17 protein-coding genes and 1 pseudogene are annotated in these 17,772 nt (G+C 36.6%); 8 read left to right on the forward strand and 10 right to left on the reverse strand.

The genetic code is table 11. From position 1 onward, the window contains the following. The first annotated feature begins 126 nt into the window (after window positions 1-126). The 4 genes from MR054_RS10735 (at window position 127) to MR054_RS10750 (ending at window position 4,731) form a co-directional block, all read left to right on the forward strand. Window positions 127-642 (forward strand): RNA polymerase sigma factor, encoded by a 516-nt coding sequence (locus MR054_RS10735; RefSeq protein ID WP_242157857.1) that lies wholly within the window; start codon window positions 127-129, stop codon window positions 640-642. 102 nt (window positions 643-744) lie between these two features. Next, on the forward strand, window positions 745-1,647 hold the full coding sequence (locus tag MR054_RS10740; RefSeq protein ID WP_242157858.1) for a FecR family protein: 903 nt from the start codon (window positions 745-747) through the stop codon (window positions 1,645-1,647). Window positions 1,648-1,684: 37 nt separating this feature from the next. Then, entirely contained in the window at window positions 1,685-3,994 is a 2,310-nt protein-coding gene (locus tag MR054_RS10745) for a TonB-dependent receptor plug domain-containing protein (RefSeq protein WP_242157859.1), read from the forward strand. A 98-nt stretch (window positions 3,995-4,092) separates the two neighbouring features. Beyond that, the gene (locus MR054_RS10750) at window positions 4,093-4,731 is read left to right on the forward strand and encodes a YceI family protein (RefSeq protein ID WP_242157860.1); all 639 of its coding nucleotides are present in this window, start codon (window positions 4,093-4,095) and stop codon (window positions 4,729-4,731) included. Between the two features lie 33 nt (window positions 4,732-4,764). Here the strand turns inward: MR054_RS10750 and MR054_RS10755 are convergent, their stop codons facing one another. The 3 genes from MR054_RS10755 to MR054_RS10765 are packed head-to-tail and all read right to left on the reverse strand — an operon-like array spanning window position 4,765 to window position 7,435. After that, the gene (locus MR054_RS10755) at window positions 4,765-6,312 is read right to left on the reverse strand and encodes a hypothetical protein (RefSeq protein ID WP_242157861.1); all 1,548 of its coding nucleotides are present in this window, start codon (window positions 6,310-6,312) and stop codon (window positions 4,765-4,767) included. Between the two features lie 15 nt (window positions 6,313-6,327). Next, a complete protein-coding gene (locus MR054_RS10760; protein ID WP_242157862.1) occupies window positions 6,328-6,846 on the reverse strand; it encodes a flagellar basal body-associated FliL family protein in 519 nt (172 codons plus the stop codon). A gap of 25 nt (window positions 6,847-6,871) precedes the next feature. Beyond that, a complete protein-coding gene (locus tag MR054_RS10765) occupies window positions 6,872-7,435 on the reverse strand; it encodes an RNA polymerase sigma factor (protein WP_242157864.1) in 564 nt (187 codons plus the stop codon). 175 nt (window positions 7,436-7,610) lie between these two features. On the opposite strand from MR054_RS10765, the gene MR054_RS10770 reads away from it, so the two are divergent. Together MR054_RS10770 and meaB are read left to right on the forward strand one after the other, a co-directional pair. Further along, window positions 7,611-8,165, forward strand: a complete 555-nt coding sequence (locus MR054_RS10770; RefSeq protein ID WP_242157865.1) for a DUF2911 domain-containing protein — start codon at window positions 7,611-7,613, stop codon at window positions 8,163-8,165. 131 nt (window positions 8,166-8,296) lie between these two features. Continuing rightward, window positions 8,297-9,379: a methylmalonyl Co-A mutase-associated GTPase MeaB gene (meaB, locus tag MR054_RS10775; protein ID WP_242157866.1), complete on the forward strand. Its 1,083-nt coding sequence runs from the start codon at window positions 8,297-8,299 to the stop codon at window positions 9,377-9,379. Between the two features lie 115 nt (window positions 9,380-9,494). On the opposite strand, the pseudogene MR054_RS10780 reads toward meaB, so the two are convergent. From MR054_RS10780 to MR054_RS10795, 5 genes and pseudogenes are all read right to left on the reverse strand, one after another. Then, a pseudogene (locus MR054_RS10780) lies at window positions 9,495-10,265 on the reverse strand (NAD-dependent epimerase/dehydratase family protein). Further along, window positions 10,246-10,338, reverse strand: coding sequence for an NAD-dependent epimerase/dehydratase family protein (locus MR054_RS16740; protein WP_338081519.1), 93 nt, complete (start codon window positions 10,336-10,338; stop codon window positions 10,246-10,248). Before MR054_RS16740 ends, MR054_RS10780 begins: the two are co-directional and overlap by 20 nt. Beyond that, window positions 10,338-10,925: a phosphatase PAP2 family protein gene (locus MR054_RS10785; protein ID WP_242157867.1), complete on the reverse strand. Its 588-nt coding sequence runs from the start codon at window positions 10,923-10,925 to the stop codon at window positions 10,338-10,340. Before MR054_RS10785 ends, MR054_RS16740 begins: the two co-directional genes overlap by 1 nt. Window positions 10,926-10,933: 8 nt before the next feature. Beyond that, window positions 10,934-11,161, reverse strand: a complete 228-nt coding sequence (locus tag MR054_RS10790; RefSeq protein WP_242085340.1) for a hypothetical protein — start codon at window positions 11,159-11,161, stop codon at window positions 10,934-10,936. A gap of 10 nt (window positions 11,162-11,171) precedes the next feature. Beyond that, window positions 11,172-12,548: an MATE family efflux transporter gene (locus tag MR054_RS10795; protein ID WP_242085341.1), complete on the reverse strand. Its 1,377-nt coding sequence runs from the start codon at window positions 12,546-12,548 to the stop codon at window positions 11,172-11,174. 329 nt (window positions 12,549-12,877) lie between these two features. On the opposite strand from MR054_RS10795, the gene MR054_RS10800 reads away from it, so the two are divergent. Next, the gene (locus MR054_RS10800) at window positions 12,878-13,837 is read left to right on the forward strand and encodes a TolB family protein (protein ID WP_420868340.1); all 960 of its coding nucleotides are present in this window, start codon (window positions 12,878-12,880) and stop codon (window positions 13,835-13,837) included. A 67-nt stretch (window positions 13,838-13,904) separates the two neighbouring features. Here MR054_RS10800 and MR054_RS10805 read toward each other — a convergent pair whose 3' ends face one another. Both MR054_RS10805 and mnmA read right to left on the reverse strand, forming a co-directional pair. Beyond that, window positions 13,905-14,846 (reverse strand): NAD(P)H-dependent flavin oxidoreductase, encoded by a 942-nt coding sequence (locus MR054_RS10805; RefSeq protein WP_242085343.1) that lies wholly within the window; start codon window positions 14,844-14,846, stop codon window positions 13,905-13,907. Between the two features lie 120 nt (window positions 14,847-14,966). Beyond that, window positions 14,967-16,154 (reverse strand): tRNA 2-thiouridine(34) synthase MnmA, encoded by a 1,188-nt coding sequence (gene mnmA, locus MR054_RS10810; RefSeq protein ID WP_242157869.1) that lies wholly within the window; start codon window positions 16,152-16,154, stop codon window positions 14,967-14,969. Between the two features lie 175 nt (window positions 16,155-16,329). Between mnmA and MR054_RS10815 the strand changes: the two genes are divergently transcribed. Continuing rightward, on the forward strand, window positions 16,330-17,727 hold the full coding sequence (locus tag MR054_RS10815; protein ID WP_242157870.1) for a fasciclin domain-containing protein: 1,398 nt from the start codon (window positions 16,330-16,332) through the stop codon (window positions 17,725-17,727). Window positions 17,728-17,772 lie beyond the last annotated feature (45 nt).

Genomic DNA, 17,772 nt, shown 5'->3' on the forward strand with positions numbered 1-17,772 from the left:
ATAGCATTTTATTGATAAAACAGCATAACTTCAAAAATTCCTACCCTCCTACAAAAAAAAATATGAAAAATTGCAAAACCTAAATTCCAAAAAGCCTTATTTTAGAGGCACCAACTACCAAAACCCATGGCAAAACCACTGCATGACAACATTTGTGAGGAACATATTTTTTCATCCATTTTCAATACCTATTCCAAAGACCTGCACGATTTTTTATATTACAAATTTGGAGATCGTTTAAACCCTAAGGACAAGGTTCAGGAAGCTTTTATAAAGTTGTGGCAAAATTGTGCAAAAGTCACACCGGATAAAGCAAAAAGCTTTGTGTTTACCACTGCAAATAATTTAATGCTAAATGAAGCAGCACACCAAAAAGTGGTCCTGAAACATCAGCAGAATAAGCCGAAAAGGCATACTAATGAAAATCCTGAATTTTTAATGCAAGAGAAGGAGTATAGCGAAAAATTACAAAGAGCCCTGGAAAATTTAACGGAACCGCAGCGTGTCGCTTTTATGATGAACCGTGTTGAAGGTAAACGATTTAAGGAAATTGCAGAGCTCCTGGAAATATCCACTAAGGCAGTCGAAAAAAGAATTTATGGGGCCTTAGAAAAGTTAAGGAAGGATATAAAGGAAATATAGATTCAAGACTCAAAACTTATATTTTGAAACTTGAATTTTAAATTTTTTTAAAATAAGGGTAGGAAAAAATTAAAACTAAGTGTTATATAGTTGAATACAGAAATGATGAATCGAGAAAAACTCATATCAAAATGGTTAGATAACAACCTAAACGATCAGGAACTTCAAGCATTTAAAGCACTTGAAGACCATGATGATTTAGTGAGGTTAAACACGCATCTACAAAGGTTTAAAGCTGATGATTATGAGGTTTCTGAAGAGTTACATCATGTTTTAACCAACATTAGAAGGGAACCACAGAAACCACGGATGCACTGGTTAAAACCAATAATGCGTGTTGCGGCTGTATTGGCTATTTGTTTTAGTCTTTACTATTATACGACGACATTAGATACGACCATTTCAACTGATATTGCAGAAAAATCGATGGTAGAATTGCCTGATGCATCTCATGTTATACTTAATGCAAAATCTACACTGGTATTCAATAAAAAAAATTGGAAAAAAGTACGTGATGTTGAACTAAAAGGAGAAGCCTTTTTTAAGGTTTCAAAAGGTTCCTCATTTAATGTACTAACAGCATCCGGATCCGTAACGGTGTATGGCACCCAGTTTAATGTCAAACAAAGAAATAATTATTTTGAAGTTATATGCTACGAAGGTTTAGTTGGGGTTACCTATAAATCTCATGAAACTAAATTAAGACCTGGTGACAGTTTTTTAATTATAGATGGGGAAATTATTGCTAAAGAAAAAGAAAACCTCACAACACCTTCGTGGCTAAATAATGAAAGCCTTTTTAACAGTATTCCTTACAAAGTTGTTATTGCCGAATTTGAACGACAATACCATGTTGATTTTACACTTTTGGGTGTTGACAGCACTCAATTATTTACAGGTGGTTTTTCTCATGACAATATAGATGTTGCATTACAATCTATTACCTTACCTTTACACTTAACGTATAGTAAAGAAAATAATTCCATTATCTTAAGGGGTGACTAGAAAAGGTATATTTTCCGTTTTTATTGTCTTATTTTTTTTGAACATTTTTCTTACCACAGCCCAAACGGTTCAAAAAGAAAAACTCAGTCTTACTACAATTTTAAAGACCTTAGAAGACCTGTATAACGTTAAATTTTCATATGTGGATGAAACCCTAAAAGACCTATCGCTTGTCTTACCGGATAGGGACTTTACTTTGGTAGATATACTGAACTTTATTAGTACAAAGACTCCATTGAATTTTAAGTTACTGGATAACCGTTTTATTGTTGTTACTTCCGAAACCCTGAGTAATGATTCAAATTTTATAACCCAACAATTGGAAGAAGTTGTCGTTGTAAATTATCTAACCTCCGGTTTAACCAAACTCAATGACGGAAGCCTTACTATAAAACCTGAAACTTTTGGCATATTACCGGGGCTAATTGAGCCCGATGTGCTCCAAACCATCCAGGCACTGCCTGGAATTTTTAGTGTGGACGAATCCGTCTCAAACATTAATGTGAGAGGAGGTACCCATGATCAAAATTTATTGCTCTGGGATGGCATTAAAATGTACCAATCCGGCCATTTCTTTGGATTAATTTCGGCTTTCAATCCATATACTACGAAATCGGTTAACGTATCCAAGAATGGGACTTCTGCGAAATATGGCGATGGCGTTTCAAGCATAATAGATATGCAACTTTCAAATACAATAGACCAAAAATTTGATGCTGGTCTGGGATTCAATTTGATTAATGCCGATGGTTTTGCTAAAATTCCATTGTCAAGTAAAACAGAATTACAATTGTCCACAAGGCGTTCGCTTACCGACTTATTGGTTACTCCAACCTACGATCAATATTTTAAAAGAGTGTTCCAGGATTCCGATTTAAACCAAAACAACGACGCCTTCATTTCTAAAAACGAAAATTTCTTTTTTTATGATGTTACGGCAAAATTGTTATATGATATTGGCCCTAAGGATAAACTGCGCTTCAATGTTCTGGTTGTCAATAATTCTTTGGATTATGATGAACAATCCACAAGTAATGACAGAAATGAGGCCTTAAATAGTAAACTCTCCCAACAAAATTTAGCAACGAGTTTGATGTACCTTAGAGACTGGAATACCAAATGGTCTACCAGTGTACAATTATACGTTTCCAATTACGACCTCGATGCCACTAATTTTGACATTATTAATAACCAGAGATTAGTTCAGGAAAACGAAGTGTATGACAGTTCGGTAAAATTGGATATTAATTATAAGCATAATCAAAACTTTAATTTCAGCTCAGGCTATCAATTTACCGAGGTTGGCATTAGCAATCTGGAGGACGTTAACAACCCTGTATTTAGAAGTTATATCAAAGAGGTTGTAAGGAGTCATTCGATTTACGGTGAGGGTGGGTTTTTATCCAATAATGCCAAAACCAAATTAAATTTTGGTACCCGACTTAACTACTTTGCAAAATTTGATAAGCTATTGGTGGAACCGCGTTTAAGCTTTAGCCAACGTTTTTTAAATTACTTAAGGCTTGAAATTTTAGGTGAGTTAAAAAGTCAGACGACATCTCAGATTATCGATTTACAAAACGATTTTTTAGGTATTGAAAAAAGGCGTTGGGTCTTATCGAACAATAATACCGAAGTGACGGTCAACAATAACGTTACCGTATTTCCCGTTCCCATCCTGAGAAGCAAGCAAGTTTCTCTGGGGCTTCACTATACCAAAAACCAATTTTTGATAAGTGCAGAAGGATTCATTAAAAAAGTAGATGGTATTACCAGTAGGAGTCAAGGATTTCAAAATCAATACCAATTTGTTTATGATACCGGCAGTTATCGTATCACAGGAATTGATCTCCTTTTCAATAAACAGTTCGACGCCATTTTTAGTACTTGGTTAAGTTATACGTTAAGCAAAAATGACTATACCTTTTCCACATTAAACGGAGGTAAACCATTTCCCAATAACGCCGATGTAAGACATAATATGAGCTTCGGTGGCGTTTATACCTATAAGGACATAAAATTAGCGCTTGGTATTAATTGGCATACAGGTAGACCGACAACACATTATTTAGGTGTTAATGATAGTTCTACGGATCGCGAAATAATATACGATACGCCGAACAGTAATAACTTAAAAGACTATCTAAGAACGGATTTTTCGTTATTGTATAATTTTGATATTTCAAAAACGGTAAAAGCTTCCATTGGAGCTTCAGTTTGGAATGTATTAAATCAAAAAAACATATTAAACACGTATTACCTCCTTAACGACAATAATACCATTTCTGCCGTAGAAAACCAATCCTTAGGAATAACGCCAAATGTTAGCTTTCGTGTAAATTTTTAATATATTCCACTGCAGGGATACCCCTAACTTCTGGGATCAGTAACACTTGATTGCTATAAAATATTTCACTACAATAAGATCAAAACAAAAATATGAAAATGAAAAACCATTTGCTTTTAGTACAAATCGTTCTTACTTTAACTATTCTTAGCACTAGCTGCCGTAAAAATGTCAGGGAGGCTGAAACAGGGGAAGCCGAAACCGTTACTGCTGCCAGGACATATTCAGAAACTTATAAGGCTTTACCTTCCGAATCCACGATTACGTGGTCTGGTTATAAGCCTACAGGGTCGCATACCGGAAGCATAGACCTAAGCCATGGTGAATTTACCATAAACGATGGTACTATTGAAAGCGGCACATTTACTATAGATATGACAACGATTAAAGACTCGGAACGCAATGCAAAACTTGAAAAACACTTGAAAAGTGATGATTTTCTTCATGTAGAGAAGCACCCCGTGTCAACATTCAAAATTACCGACATTGAAGACATTAATGGAAAAACATTTTTATCTGGAAATTTAACCTTAAAAGACACTACCAATAATGTGTCCTTTCCAGTATCTGTAATCCATAAAGGCGATTCCATTATCCTCAACAGTGAAACATTCACCATAGATCGCTCCAAATGGAACGTTAAGTATGGATCAAGAACCTTTTTTGATAATTTGGGTGATAAATATGTTAATGATGATATAGAATTGACGATAGTCGTAAAAGGGACAAAGGCTTAATTCAAGCTTTATCTTTTGAAGAAGAGGAAATAATCACTGCATGTTAACGGTGCTGTATTTGGCATTTATAACAATGCTCTTACCGGAATTCAAATCACCTATTGAAAATGAGGTATCGTTCTCCTTGGTCAATTTTTGAGGGTGACTAAATCGTGTGCGATCCCCCTTATATTGAAGACTATATCCCACTTTGGGAAGTGAAATAACCGCATTGGTATTGTGCAGAATGGCATTTAAATTAGTAAATGTATCCTCGATGTTCAAAATTTGCAAATCGCCAATACTTCCATTTATAATAGCATTGCCTTTCAGATTGTCAATTTTAATATTGGATGAGTTAGCATTGAGGACCATTTGTCCTACATTTTCCAAATTGGCATGCGCTACATAGTTTAAGTTAAGCTCCCCGATATCCCAGTGACTCACTCGAACTGGGGAATAGGTAGCATTAATGGAAGTTCGACTTCCATTAATGCTTTGGGCAATAAAATTTGTATATGACAAATCCGCTTTTAAATTATTGATGCTTGTTGCCAATTTTAATTCGCCATGTTTCACATTAAGTTTTAATTGGGCCCCTTTGGGCATTTTAATCCTAATGGTCTTTTTAAACTTTGAATGTGATTCTCCATGAACCAATCGCTCTATTTTAATTCGCCGTTCATCGGCTAGTTTTGCACGTTTTTCATGCAGTTTTTCACGTACCTTTTGACGTTCTTTCATTATTTCTGCTTCGTGTTCTGAACGAGATTCCTTAAGTTTTTCACGAGCCTTTTTCTGTTCTTCCCTCAGTTTTAAACGCTGCTCGGCACGTTGTTCCATTTGTTCCGCAAACCGTTCCCCCCAGGCTTCCATTTGCTTGCCATAGTGTTCTCCAAACTGCTCTCCCCAGGCTTCCATTTGCTTAGCATATTCTTCTTCCCACTCCTTACCGAACTTTTCCTCCCAGATTTCCATTTTCATTTCAAAATCCTTACCAAATTTTGATTCGAATTGTCTGGTATATTCCTCTAAGTATTTATCTCCGTCTTTTTGATATGCTTGATAATCAAACTGAAAATTGTTAATTCCCTCCGGCAATTCCGGTAACTCGGGCATTGGCGGCATTGGCGGGACCGGTGGAACGTCTGGCATTTCGGGTATTTCAGGCATTTCAAAATTAAAATCGAAATCTATTTCTGGTAAGTCTGCCAATTCAAACTTCAGTTCTTCTAAGATGGCTTGGACTGCCTCACCATCCGGATGATTAAACGGATGGTCCCATGGGCCATGTGCCTTATCTCTAGTATTTATGGTAACCGATCCCGTTGAGGCATCCACCTCAACCACCCAGTTTTCCAACGCTTTTTCTAATGCTTCCCTGCTCAAATCGTCACCTTCAATATAGGCCTCGATCTCTACCGTATTCTTATTCCAGGTATCAAATTCTATATTGCAATAGCTCGTATTTAAATCAATAGTAACATCTTTATCCACCTTTATGGATTGAGATACTTTGATTAATTTTTCCTGTGCCGATAATGTAGTGAGCATAGAACAGCACAGTAGTAATAGCTTTAATAATATAATTGACTGTTTCATTTTGTGATTGATGTTTTAAACTGATTGTGTTTGTAAATCAGCATCAGTTTCTGTTGTTTTTAAGACATTTAATTGTTCTTTAAGACGATACAATAAGTTTAAACGAAGTTTCAAATTATCTATAAGGGCATTAACCGTTAACTCTGTGGGCCCTAATTCGGTCAACTCTTTTGATAATTGGTTGTATTCTTTATTGAGTTCTTCGAGTTGCTTTAAGTAACCGTCAAATAAATCTCTGGTTTCCGGAGTATATTTTATTTTTGAAAGTTCTAAATTGATACTGGCTAAATAATAATCCTCAACCTTTTTTAATCCCGGCGACACATCACCTAAAGTTTTGATTTTAGAGGGTTGACTTCCATGGGTTAAAGAACCTTCATCAGATGAAAAAAAATGAGTAAAAGCACCATAACCTATGCCCAAAAGCAATACCACACTGGCCGCTATATTGTACCATTTAAATGGCTTTCGCCTGGCTTCCGGTAAGGCTTTGTCCAATTTTTCAAGAAACCTTACCTGGTGATTATCTGGCATTTTTAAGCTCGAAATTTTATCGTTTTTAAACATTTTCCTTATATCCTGTGCCATAGCCTTTGCGTGTTAACAGTTCTTTTAATTTTGATTTTCCCCTGGATAATTGCGTTCGGGATGATACCTCAGATATGTTCATAATTTCCGATATTTCCCGGTGATCATAACCTTCAATTAAGTAAAGCATAACCACATACTTGTATTTATCTGGTAACTTGTTTATTGCACCCTTAACATCTTCTAATGTTGTTGCATCGTCTACAAACCATTTGTCGTCTACATTAGCGTCAATAACTTTTAAGTGCACGTCTTCTAATTCAACCATCCTTTGTTTTTTAGATTTTAAGAAATCGATGCTTTTATTGACAACAATACGTTTTAACCAAGCTCCAAAAGTAACCTCAGCCTTATACTGATTCAATTTGGTAAAAGCCTTAATAAAAGCTTCTTGTACCACATCCTCAGCATCATTTGGATTGTTCAAAAACCGCATAGCCACAATATACATCCCATCGCAGTACTGGTTGTATAACTGCAGTTGTGCCTTGCGATTATTTTGTTTACATTTTTCAATAATCCCAATGTGAAACATGCTTTGGTCTACTTTTTGATTTCAGTTAGTTCGTATTAAAAGACGACACAAAAATGAATGTGTTGCAAAAACAGTGAATTTTATTTAAAATATAACAAAGCTAAATAAATATGCCCTTGTAATTTATAGATTGCGTCTAATTAAAGTATATTTACAGCTCCAAAAATTGCTCAATATGAATACCCTTTTTAAACGACTAATGGCAATATTAATTATTGTTGCTGTTGGTATTTTTGTTTACTCCTATCTCAACGACGGGTTCCAAAAAAGAAAAAGTCCCAAAAAAACAGTTAGTTTTAAAGTCGATGATTTAAAACTTGAAGTATTTTACAACAGGCCTTCAAAACGAGGGCGAGAAATTTTTGGAGCTTTAGTGCCCTATAACGAAGTATGGCGAACCGGTGCAAATGAAGCGACAACATTTGCTACCAACAAAACCCTTAAAATAGGAACCGATTCACTAAATGCCGGTAAGTATACATTATGGACTATTCCAAACGATACAGCGTGGCAAGTCATTTTTAACTCCAAACAATATGAATGGGGCGTAGACCACGAAACCTTAAAAGCCCTTCGTGAACCTAAATATGATGTCGTAAATGTTGTTGTACCGGTTGAAAAAATAGATAACACCGTAGAACAATTTACCATAGCTTTTGATAATTCTACTGATAATTTATTTTTAACTATGGCATGGGATAATGTTAAAATTGAGGTTCCCCTGAAATAACCTTGAGTTTTGCACAAATCTTGGAAAACTCAAAGGAATTATGGATTTAATCCACTATAGAACACTAACTATTAAATCCTGATACAAACTTTAAAACTAAAATTGTAAATTAGTCAAACAATCGATTTCAGGTGGCTAAAAAAACAACATCGGTTTCAGAAGATAACAATAATGGCTTTTCTGAACAAGAAAATTCCAAAGCAGCATCGATCAACTCTTTAAAGAATAAACGAAAAACCTCTTTAGATGTAGATGCGCTAATTACAGATATTTTAAACCGGAAAATTGTAGCATTAAGTAGAGGGATCACGCTTATTGAAAGTAAAAACCCCGAGCACCTTAAACGAGCTAAACAAGTGATTAAGGCCTGCTTACCACGTGCGAACAAGTCTATTCGCATTGGTATTACTGGAGTACCGGGTGTCGGAAAAAGTACTTTTATTGAAACCTTTGGTAAACATTTAACCGCTCTTGGAAAACGGGTTGCAGTGCTGGCTGTAGATCCTAGTAGTTCAATTACCAAAGGGAGCATATTGGGAGATAAAACGAGGATGCAAGACCTGGTTAAAGATAAAAATGCATATATAAGACCATCGGCATCGGGAAATACGCTTGGCGGGGTTGCCAGAAAAACAAGAGAAAGTATAATTCTATGTGAGGCTGCCGGGTTTGACGTCATTATCATAGAAACCGTTGGAGTTGGGCAAAGCGAGACCACCGTGCACAGTATGGTCGATTTTTTTCTGCTTTTAAAATTGGCCGGAGCAGGTGATGAACTACAAGGTATCAAGCGAGGTATTATTGAAATGGCAGATGCCATAGCCATTAATAAATCGGATGGAGACAATTTAAAACAGGCTAAGTTGGCTAAAATGGAATTTAGCAGAGCACTTCACCTTTACCCTAAAAAAGTTTCAGGTTGGCAGCCCAATGTTACCACCTGCAGCGCCTTGCACAATGAAGGCATTGATGCCATTTGGGATAACATTTTAGAATACGTTCATTTTACCAAAAGGAGCGGCTATTTTAACAAGAAACGACAAGAACAAAATAAGTTTTGGTTGGTTCAAACCATAGAATCACAGTTAACTTCCAACTTTTTCAATTTAGACATCATCAAAACGGAATTAAAAAAACAACTGGATTTAATCGAACAAAACAAAACAACTCCTTTTGCTGCAGCGGATTATATGCTTGGAATTATTAAATCCTAACTTCTCTATAAACTCTAATTTTATAAAAAATTTTCCTTGTACCACCCTACCTGATACTTCACAGCATCCAAAAGCGTTGTTGTCGGATTGTAGTCGAGCAGCGTTTTAGCTTTATCTATAACGGCTCTGGTTCGAAATTGATCTCCAGCCCTTCTGGCATAATGTTCAATTGAATGGATTTACCAATAGCCTGTTCCACGGCCTCAATACCTTGTTGTGAAGTATACTCTTTATCGGTTCCCAGGTTAACTATTTCTCCATTTAAAATCGATTCTTTTCCAATAACACTTACTATGCCTTCCACTATATCTCCAACATAGGTAAAACTTCTCAAATGTTTGTCACTACCTTCAAACAATGGGAATGGTTTTCCTTCTAACCCTAAAGCAATTAATTTGGCAAACATCTTTTCTGGGCGTTCACGGGGTCCAATTACAGAATATAAACGCAAAGAACACGATCTTAGCTTTTCTTCTCTGCTTTGCTGAAGCACCAATTGTTCTGCTGCCAATTTAGTTACTCCTTAAAAGGAGGCCGGCTTTGGGGGAACATCTTCTTTAAAAGCAGCCTCAAGGCCATATACTGAAGAGGTCCCAATGTTTATAAACAATTTTAAATTCGACAATCCCAAGGCATAATCCACTAATGCTTTTGTGGCCAGAACATTATTCTCCAGATAATCATTAAATGTAGACGTTGTTGAAATTCCGGGTTGAGCAGCAAAATGAAATATATAATCTAAATCTTTCGGTAACCTTTCGGCAAGATTGGAATCATTTAAATTTTTGTGTATTATGGGAATATTTTGTGCTTTTAGACTAGCAGCATTTAACTTCTTCAACGCCACGTCATAGTGCGATGAAAAATTATCCACACCCAGGATCATGACCTAAAGCATTAAGTGCTTCAGCAGCATGGGAACCAATAAAACCAGCTGCACCGGTTACTAAGACTCTCATCAGTTAATATTAATTTTAGGTCTATTCAAAAGCAATAATAAATAGCTCGCTAGTTTATAAAATAGGATTCCGGAAATCACACCGAACAACAATCCACAGCATACATCCAATGGGTAATGAACTCCTACATAAATTCTACTATAAGCAACCAGTAAACTAATGCTCAGCAACACATAAATAAGCTTTTTATGTTGCGGTCTAAGCAACAAGCCTCCAAAAACGGCAACTGCCATGGAATTAGAAGCATGCCCTGAAAAAAAACCGTATAATCCGCAACGTACGGCAATAAACCGCATAGACTCCATGACCCCTTCGGTCCTACAAGGTCGTGTACGTTCAAAGCCACGTTTAAAAATATTCGTGACCTGATCTGTAAATGTTAGCATTAATGCCGCCACGACAACTAAAAGAATTACGGATTTTAAACCGAACTTTTTGTAAAAAAAATACAACAATAACACCCCATACAGACTACCAAATATCAATTTATTGGTGATTAATAGCCATAGGTTATCCCAGGTTTCAGATCCTAGATTATTTAGGTATAAAAAAAGTTCGGTGTCGTACTCTAAAATGTGGTCAAGCATAAGATAATTTATTCTTCATATTTCGCTATTTCATCATCATAAAACTGGGTAGCCAGTCGGATCGCATACTCTGTTTCGGTATCGAGTTCCTTTTTATCATCTTCATCAAAATCTTCAAACCATTCCACCTCATCATTTTCCAGATTGATAATAAATCTCGGAAATTCGGTATGTATTACAAAAATAGCATTGGGGTATTCAGTGTTATCCCCTAATATAAATTTTGGTAAGGCCATTCATTCTGAATTAGTTGTTGGACAAAATTAACTTTTTAGTCAAATAATTAAACCGAATATACAATAAAATAGCAGCAGTTGTTAAACCGGCCAGCAAACCCATCCAAATTCCAAAACTACCATAGGCCTCTTCCTTTCCAAAAAACCAACTCACCGGAAATCCAATCAGCCAATAAGAAATAAAGGTTATTATGGTCGGTATCTTAACATCTTGTAATCCTCTCAAGGCCCCTAATACAATAACCTGTAGACTGTCACTGATTTGAAAAATAGCTGCTGCAATTAACAATTTTGAGGCAATTTCTATTACGGTGGTGTTATCACTTAAATTTTTAAGGTCATCAAAATCAACATACAGTTTAGGGAGTTGATTATGAAATGCAAAGAAAAGCACCGCAAAGCTTATGGCAAACAAGGTTCCCATAAAGAATAGTGAAAATGCTATTCGCCGTAACTCAAAATAAGCCATTAATCCCTTTTGATTTCCCACTCTAATCATGGATGCCACGCTCAAACCCATTGCAACCATAAAGGTCATAGAAGACAAATTTAGTGCAATTTGATTGGCAGCTTGCGGATTCTTCCCCAACAGGCCACTTAACCATATGGCTGCTGTAAAAATGGCAACTTCAAAAAACATTTGCATGGAACTCGGTGCTCCTAAGTTTATTATTTTTCTCAGCATTAATTTGTTTAAAACAAAAAATTTAATGTGAGTAACAAAATCTTTCGATTTTTCCTTTCCTTTTAATAAATACCATAAATACCCTACCATAATAAATCGAGATACCAAGGTCCCATAAGCAGCTCCAACAATACCCAATTCCGGGAAACCGAACTTTCCGAAAATGAGAACATAATTCAGTAACACGTTAACGATGTTTGCCAAAATTGTAGCATACATGGGATATTTAGTCATGGACAAGCCATCGCTAAATTGCTTAAAAGCTTGAAAAACCACTAATGGAATTAAAGAAAAGGCCACCAAGTCTAAATATGGAATGGCTAACACTACCACTTCAATTGGTTGATTCATTAAATACATCAAGGGTTTGGCAAAAAAAACCATCAAAAACAACAATACCCCTAAAACCGTACACAAAAACAGTCCATGTTTAAAAGCGGATTTTCCCTTTAAAAAATCTTTGGCCGAATCTGCTTCGGCAGTTAAAGGTGTAATGGCCGTACTAAAACCAATACCCAAAGACATAGCAATAAACATAAAACTATTGCCCAAGGATACCGCTGCCAATTCCGCAGTTCCTAATTGCCCCACCATAATATTATCTATAAAACTAACAAAGGTATGCCCTAACATACCTAGCATAACTGGTGCTGCCAGTTGCCAATTATATCTAAACTCTTTGGTGTAATTTTTTATAAGCATCAAACAAAAATAAACTTTACACCTTGGTTATAACCAAGTTTTAATAAAAGATTTGACCGATACCCATTACGATTTGTTAATAAATTTTTGCAACCCACTTAAAACCAAAGTTTTATTTTTATAAATTTGACAATAGTTAAGATTTCCCCAAGTTTTTAAGAACGGATATTTATTAAAATATATATAGAAACATTTAGCTTTTATTTTATAGGGATTAAAAATAATACTACAGCTTAAAGGTTTCGATATTTAAAAAGGGGAAGTAAAATTTTCCCCTTTTTTGTTATCTTTAGCCATGGTTAGAGCAGTTAACATGAACCCAATAAAAGATGACACACTTGAATCTATTAGGTATACTATTGATCAATAGTATTGTCTTTTCTCAATCACAACTAGCGGAACCATATTTACCAGGATATCTAAAGGAATTTCCCAATGTCAGAGACTTGACCATGTCGCCCGACGGGAATGAAATTATGTTTACCGCTCAAAGCGTAATGGGAAATCTTTCTGCTATTATTTCTTTGAAAAAAGAAAATAACGTCTGGGGGAAATTACAAATTGCACCTTTTTCCGGAAAGTATTTTGATTTAGAACCTTGTTTTTCCAAGGACGGGTTAAGGCTTTATTTTGTGTCCACACGACCTTTATTTTCACACTATAACGACCCCAAAGATTTTGATATTTGGTACACAGAACGTCAATCCCTAAACTCCGAATGGTCTGAACCAAAAAACATGGAATTTCCAATAAACACAGAGCATGGCGAATTCTACCCGTCCCTTTCGAAAAATGGAAATCTTTACTTTACACGGGATAACACTACTTTAAAAAGAAAGGATGATATTTATTTTAGTGAATATGATAACGGGGGGTATTCTGAACCCGTGGCATTATCGGATAGTATTAACTCGGAGGGCTACGAATACAACGCCTTTATAGCCCCAGATGAATCTTATTTGATATTTGGTTGCTATAACAGGACTGATGGTTATGGTAGTGGTGATCTTTATATTAGTTATAATATTGGAAATCAATGGACAAAGGCTAAAAATATGGGCGACACAATCAATTCTGACAAAATGGATTATTGCCCGTTCGTTGATACCAAAACCAATACCCTCTATTTTACAAGTAAACGGGATAACACCAATGCTCAATTTGATAACCCAGTGAACCTTGAGGAACTGCTGATCGAATTAAACAGATATGATAACGGGTCCAGCAGACTTTATAAAATTGACTTTAGTCCGGATGACCCACATGAAGTCCTTAAAAAGGATGATTGAGAAACATATTCTGTCGCTGTTATAAACCATTCTTCGCCCAATTTTCCAGCCATATTAAAAAAGCTTGCTAAAGTTCAAGAACCCGACTTTTTGCTGCTTCAAACTCTTTTAACAAGTCCTCAACAATTTGTGCTACAGGTTTAATATCGTGGATTAATCCGGAAATTTGACCTATCTCCAACTCTCCTTCATCCAAATCGCCTTCAAACATACCTTTTTTGGCTCGGGCCCTTCCAAGTAGTGCTTTAAGTTGTTCGACCGTCGGTCCCGTTTTATAGAGCTTCTGGATTTGATCATAGAACTTATTTTTAATCAAACGCACCGGAGCCAATTCTTTTAAGGTCAATTGGGTTCCACCTTCTTTAACCTCAACTATGGCTTGCTTAAAGCGTTGATGCGCAGAGCTCTCTACGCTTGCGGCAAATCGACTCCCTATCTGGACACCATCTGCCCCTAATATCATTGTAGCCAAAATGGCTTGTCCCGTGGCAATACCTCCCGCTGCAATTAAGGGAATATGTATTTGCTCTTTAACCATAGGCAGTAATGTCAATGTAGTAGTTTCATCTCTCCCGTTATGACCCCCCGCTTCAAAGCCCTCTGCTACAATCGCATCAACTCCCGCTTCTTGCGCTTTTAATGCAAATTTTACACTACTAACCACATGTACAACGGTTATATCTTTTTCTTTTAACCAAGTCGTCCAAGTTTTAGGGTTTCCTGCCGAGGTGAAGACTATTTTCACACCTTCTTCAACAATAATATCCATAATCTCTTGAATATTGGGATATAACAGAGGCACATTAACACCAAAAGGTTTATGTGTGGCTTGTTGACATTTTTGAATATGTTCTCGAAGTACTTCGGGGTACATAGATCCCGATCCAATTAGACCCAAAATACCTGAATTACTAGCCGCAGAAGCTAAACGCCAGCCGCTGTTCCATACCATTCCGGCTTGAATTATGGGATATTTTATCTTAAAAAGTTGGGTAATCCTGTTCGTCATAAGGTGGTAAACTTCTAAATTTGAAATTTAGGGATTTTATAACTAGGATAAAAATTATGGTCAAATCCTTAATGAGAAATTTTTATACAATAGGCATGGGATCGAATCGCCCTTCAAATCCTATGAGATTACGCCGGATCCTATAAGCTCATCATGTAAGTACCAGGCCACAAATTGTCCTTCGGTAATGGCAGATTGATAATTTTCGAATTCAACATAAAGTCCGTCTTCTACTTTATACAAGATTGCCTTTTCCAAGGCTTGTCGGTACCGTATTCGCGCTAAAACGCTCATAGTTTCATTAGTTACAAGTGCCAGATCTTCTCGAATCCAGTGTAATTCATCATTGCTCACAAATAAGGCTTTTTTTAATAAGCCGGGATGTTCCTTACCTTGTCCTGTGAAAATAACGTTTTCAACTACATCCGTATCGATAACAAATAAAGGATCAGGTGTTCCTCCTACGGCCAACCCTTTGCGCTGTCCTTTTGTAAAATAATGCGCTCCTTGATGTTTTCCTACCACTTTGCCATCAGTCACTTTATATTTTAATTTCCGTGATAAATATTCTAATTTGTGCTCCTCAGAGTCAAAACGCATTTCCATGTTTTTAAACATAGACTGATCTTTTGGAATTTCAACAATGAGTCCTTCTTTGGGCTTTAATTGCTGTTGCAAAAAATCGGGCAACTTAACTTTCCCAATAAAACATAATCCCTGGGAATCCTTTTTTTCAGCAGTTACCAAATCCAATTTGGCAGCGATATCACGAACTTGGGGTTTAGTCAATTCACCAATGGGAAATAGCGATTTCGCCAATTGGTCTTGTGATAGTTGGCACAGAAAATAGGACTGGTCTTTATTTTTATCCATACCGGCAAGCAATTGATAAATAGGCTGGCCATTTTTCATAAGGGTCCCTTTTCTGCAATAGTGACCCGTAGCAACATAATCCGCACCTAGCTCCATGGCTATTTTCATGAATACATCAAATTTAATTTCTCTGTTGCAAAGAACATCTGGGTTTGGCGTTCTACCCCTTTCATATTCATGAAACATGTAATCGACAATGCGTGCCTTATATTGTTGGCTTAAATCAACGGTCTGGAAAGGAATCTTTAATTTTTCGGCCACCAGCATCGCATCATTACTGTCATCTAACCACGGGCATTCATTGGATATCGTCACCGAATCATCATGCCAATTTTTCATAAATAGGCCAATGACTTCGTAACCTTGCTGCTTCAGTACATAAGCCGCAACGCTAGAATCTACCCCTCCCGAAAGTCCTATTACTACCCGTTTCATAACCAAATTTGACTGCAAAGATACAGATATTATAGGAAAAATGTATTCCAATAAAAGGGTATAGAAAAACATTAAATTATATTTTTGTTTAATTTTAAGTTAATTTTAATAAACAAAATTTGGATTATTGTTTAACTTTTTATTATTTTTGTTGAACAATTTAAATATTCAAACTATGAAATCTATTAATGTACTTAAAATTATCCTGCTCTTTTTCTCACTTACTGTGTTACATGTTTCCTGTAGTAATGATGATGCTCCCGAGCCTATTAATACGGAAGAATTAACCATTACAGAAATTGCACTTCTCACTCCGGATTTTAGCGCGCTGGTTGAAGCTCTTGGCCATGCCGATGGAAATTTGGCGACCCTTTTAAATGGTAATGGACCATATACACTTTTAGCTCCTACCAACAGCGCATTTCAGGCTTTACTTGCCAGTAATCCTAACTGGAACCAAATTTCTGACATCGATTCTTCAATTTTGCAACAGGTCCTATTGAACCATGTGATTTCTGCTGATGTAAAATCAACAGATTTAATTTCAGCCAGTAAAGGATATGCCAAAACGAATGCCGATGGTTCAGGAGGCCAGAAAATGAGTATTTATTTCGATACAAGCAACGGTGTAACATTTAATGGATCGTCATCCGTGTTACAGGGCGGTGCCGATATTTTAGCTAAAAATGGTACAATTCATGCCGTAGATCAAGTTATTGGATTGCCCACTATTGCCACATTTGCAGTCTCAAACCCTAGTTTTAGCACTTTAGTAGGGGCGCTTACACCTGATTTAACCGATGCATTAAGTTCTTCAGGGACCTATACCGTCTTTGCGCCGGACAACGATGCCTTCGCAGCGCTGTCCAGCATACCTACCGGTGATGACCTCGTCAATGTGTTGTTAAACCACGTTTTGGATGCAGTGGTTTTATCCACAGACCTTGTAGGATTGGGATCAGGTTATACGACTACTCTGGCCACAGGACCTGGCATGAACAATTTGAGTCTGTATTTTAATACTACCGATGGTGTCGTATTTAACGGTGTTTCTGAGGTTACAGAAGCCGATATTGTAGCGTCTAATGGTGTTATTCACGCCGTGGACCAAGTAATCACTTTACCTACTATTGCCACATTTGCCACTTCAAATGATGCTTTATCTGTTTTAGTGGATGCCTTGGTCTATGCCGACACCGGATCCCCTACAGTTCCCTATATAAATACCGTCTCCGATTCCCAAGCGGGTCCATTTACGGTTTTTGCTCCAACAAATGCGGCTTTTGGTTCAGCATTGAATTATCTAAATGAAACGGCACTCACAGATATCCCCACAGGCACGATCGATGCGGTATTATTATATCACATTGTTAATGCCAACGTACAATCAAGTCAGTTGCAATCGGGAATGGTTTCAACCCTTGGAGGGGATGTTACTGTTGATACCAACAATTTTACCATTACCGATGCCAATAATCGTGTGTCGAATATTGTTACAAGTTTAGTTAATATTCAGGCTATCAATGGAGTGGTACATGTTATTGACGAAGTCATTTTACCACCGATGCCTTAAGAGTTCATTTTTTAGTTTGGTTTGTTGATGATCATAGACAATTTA

This window comes from Aestuariivivens sediminis (assembly GCF_022662105.1).
GTDB classification, from domain to species: Bacteria; Bacteroidota; Bacteroidia; order Flavobacteriales; family Flavobacteriaceae; genus Aestuariivivens; species Aestuariivivens sediminis.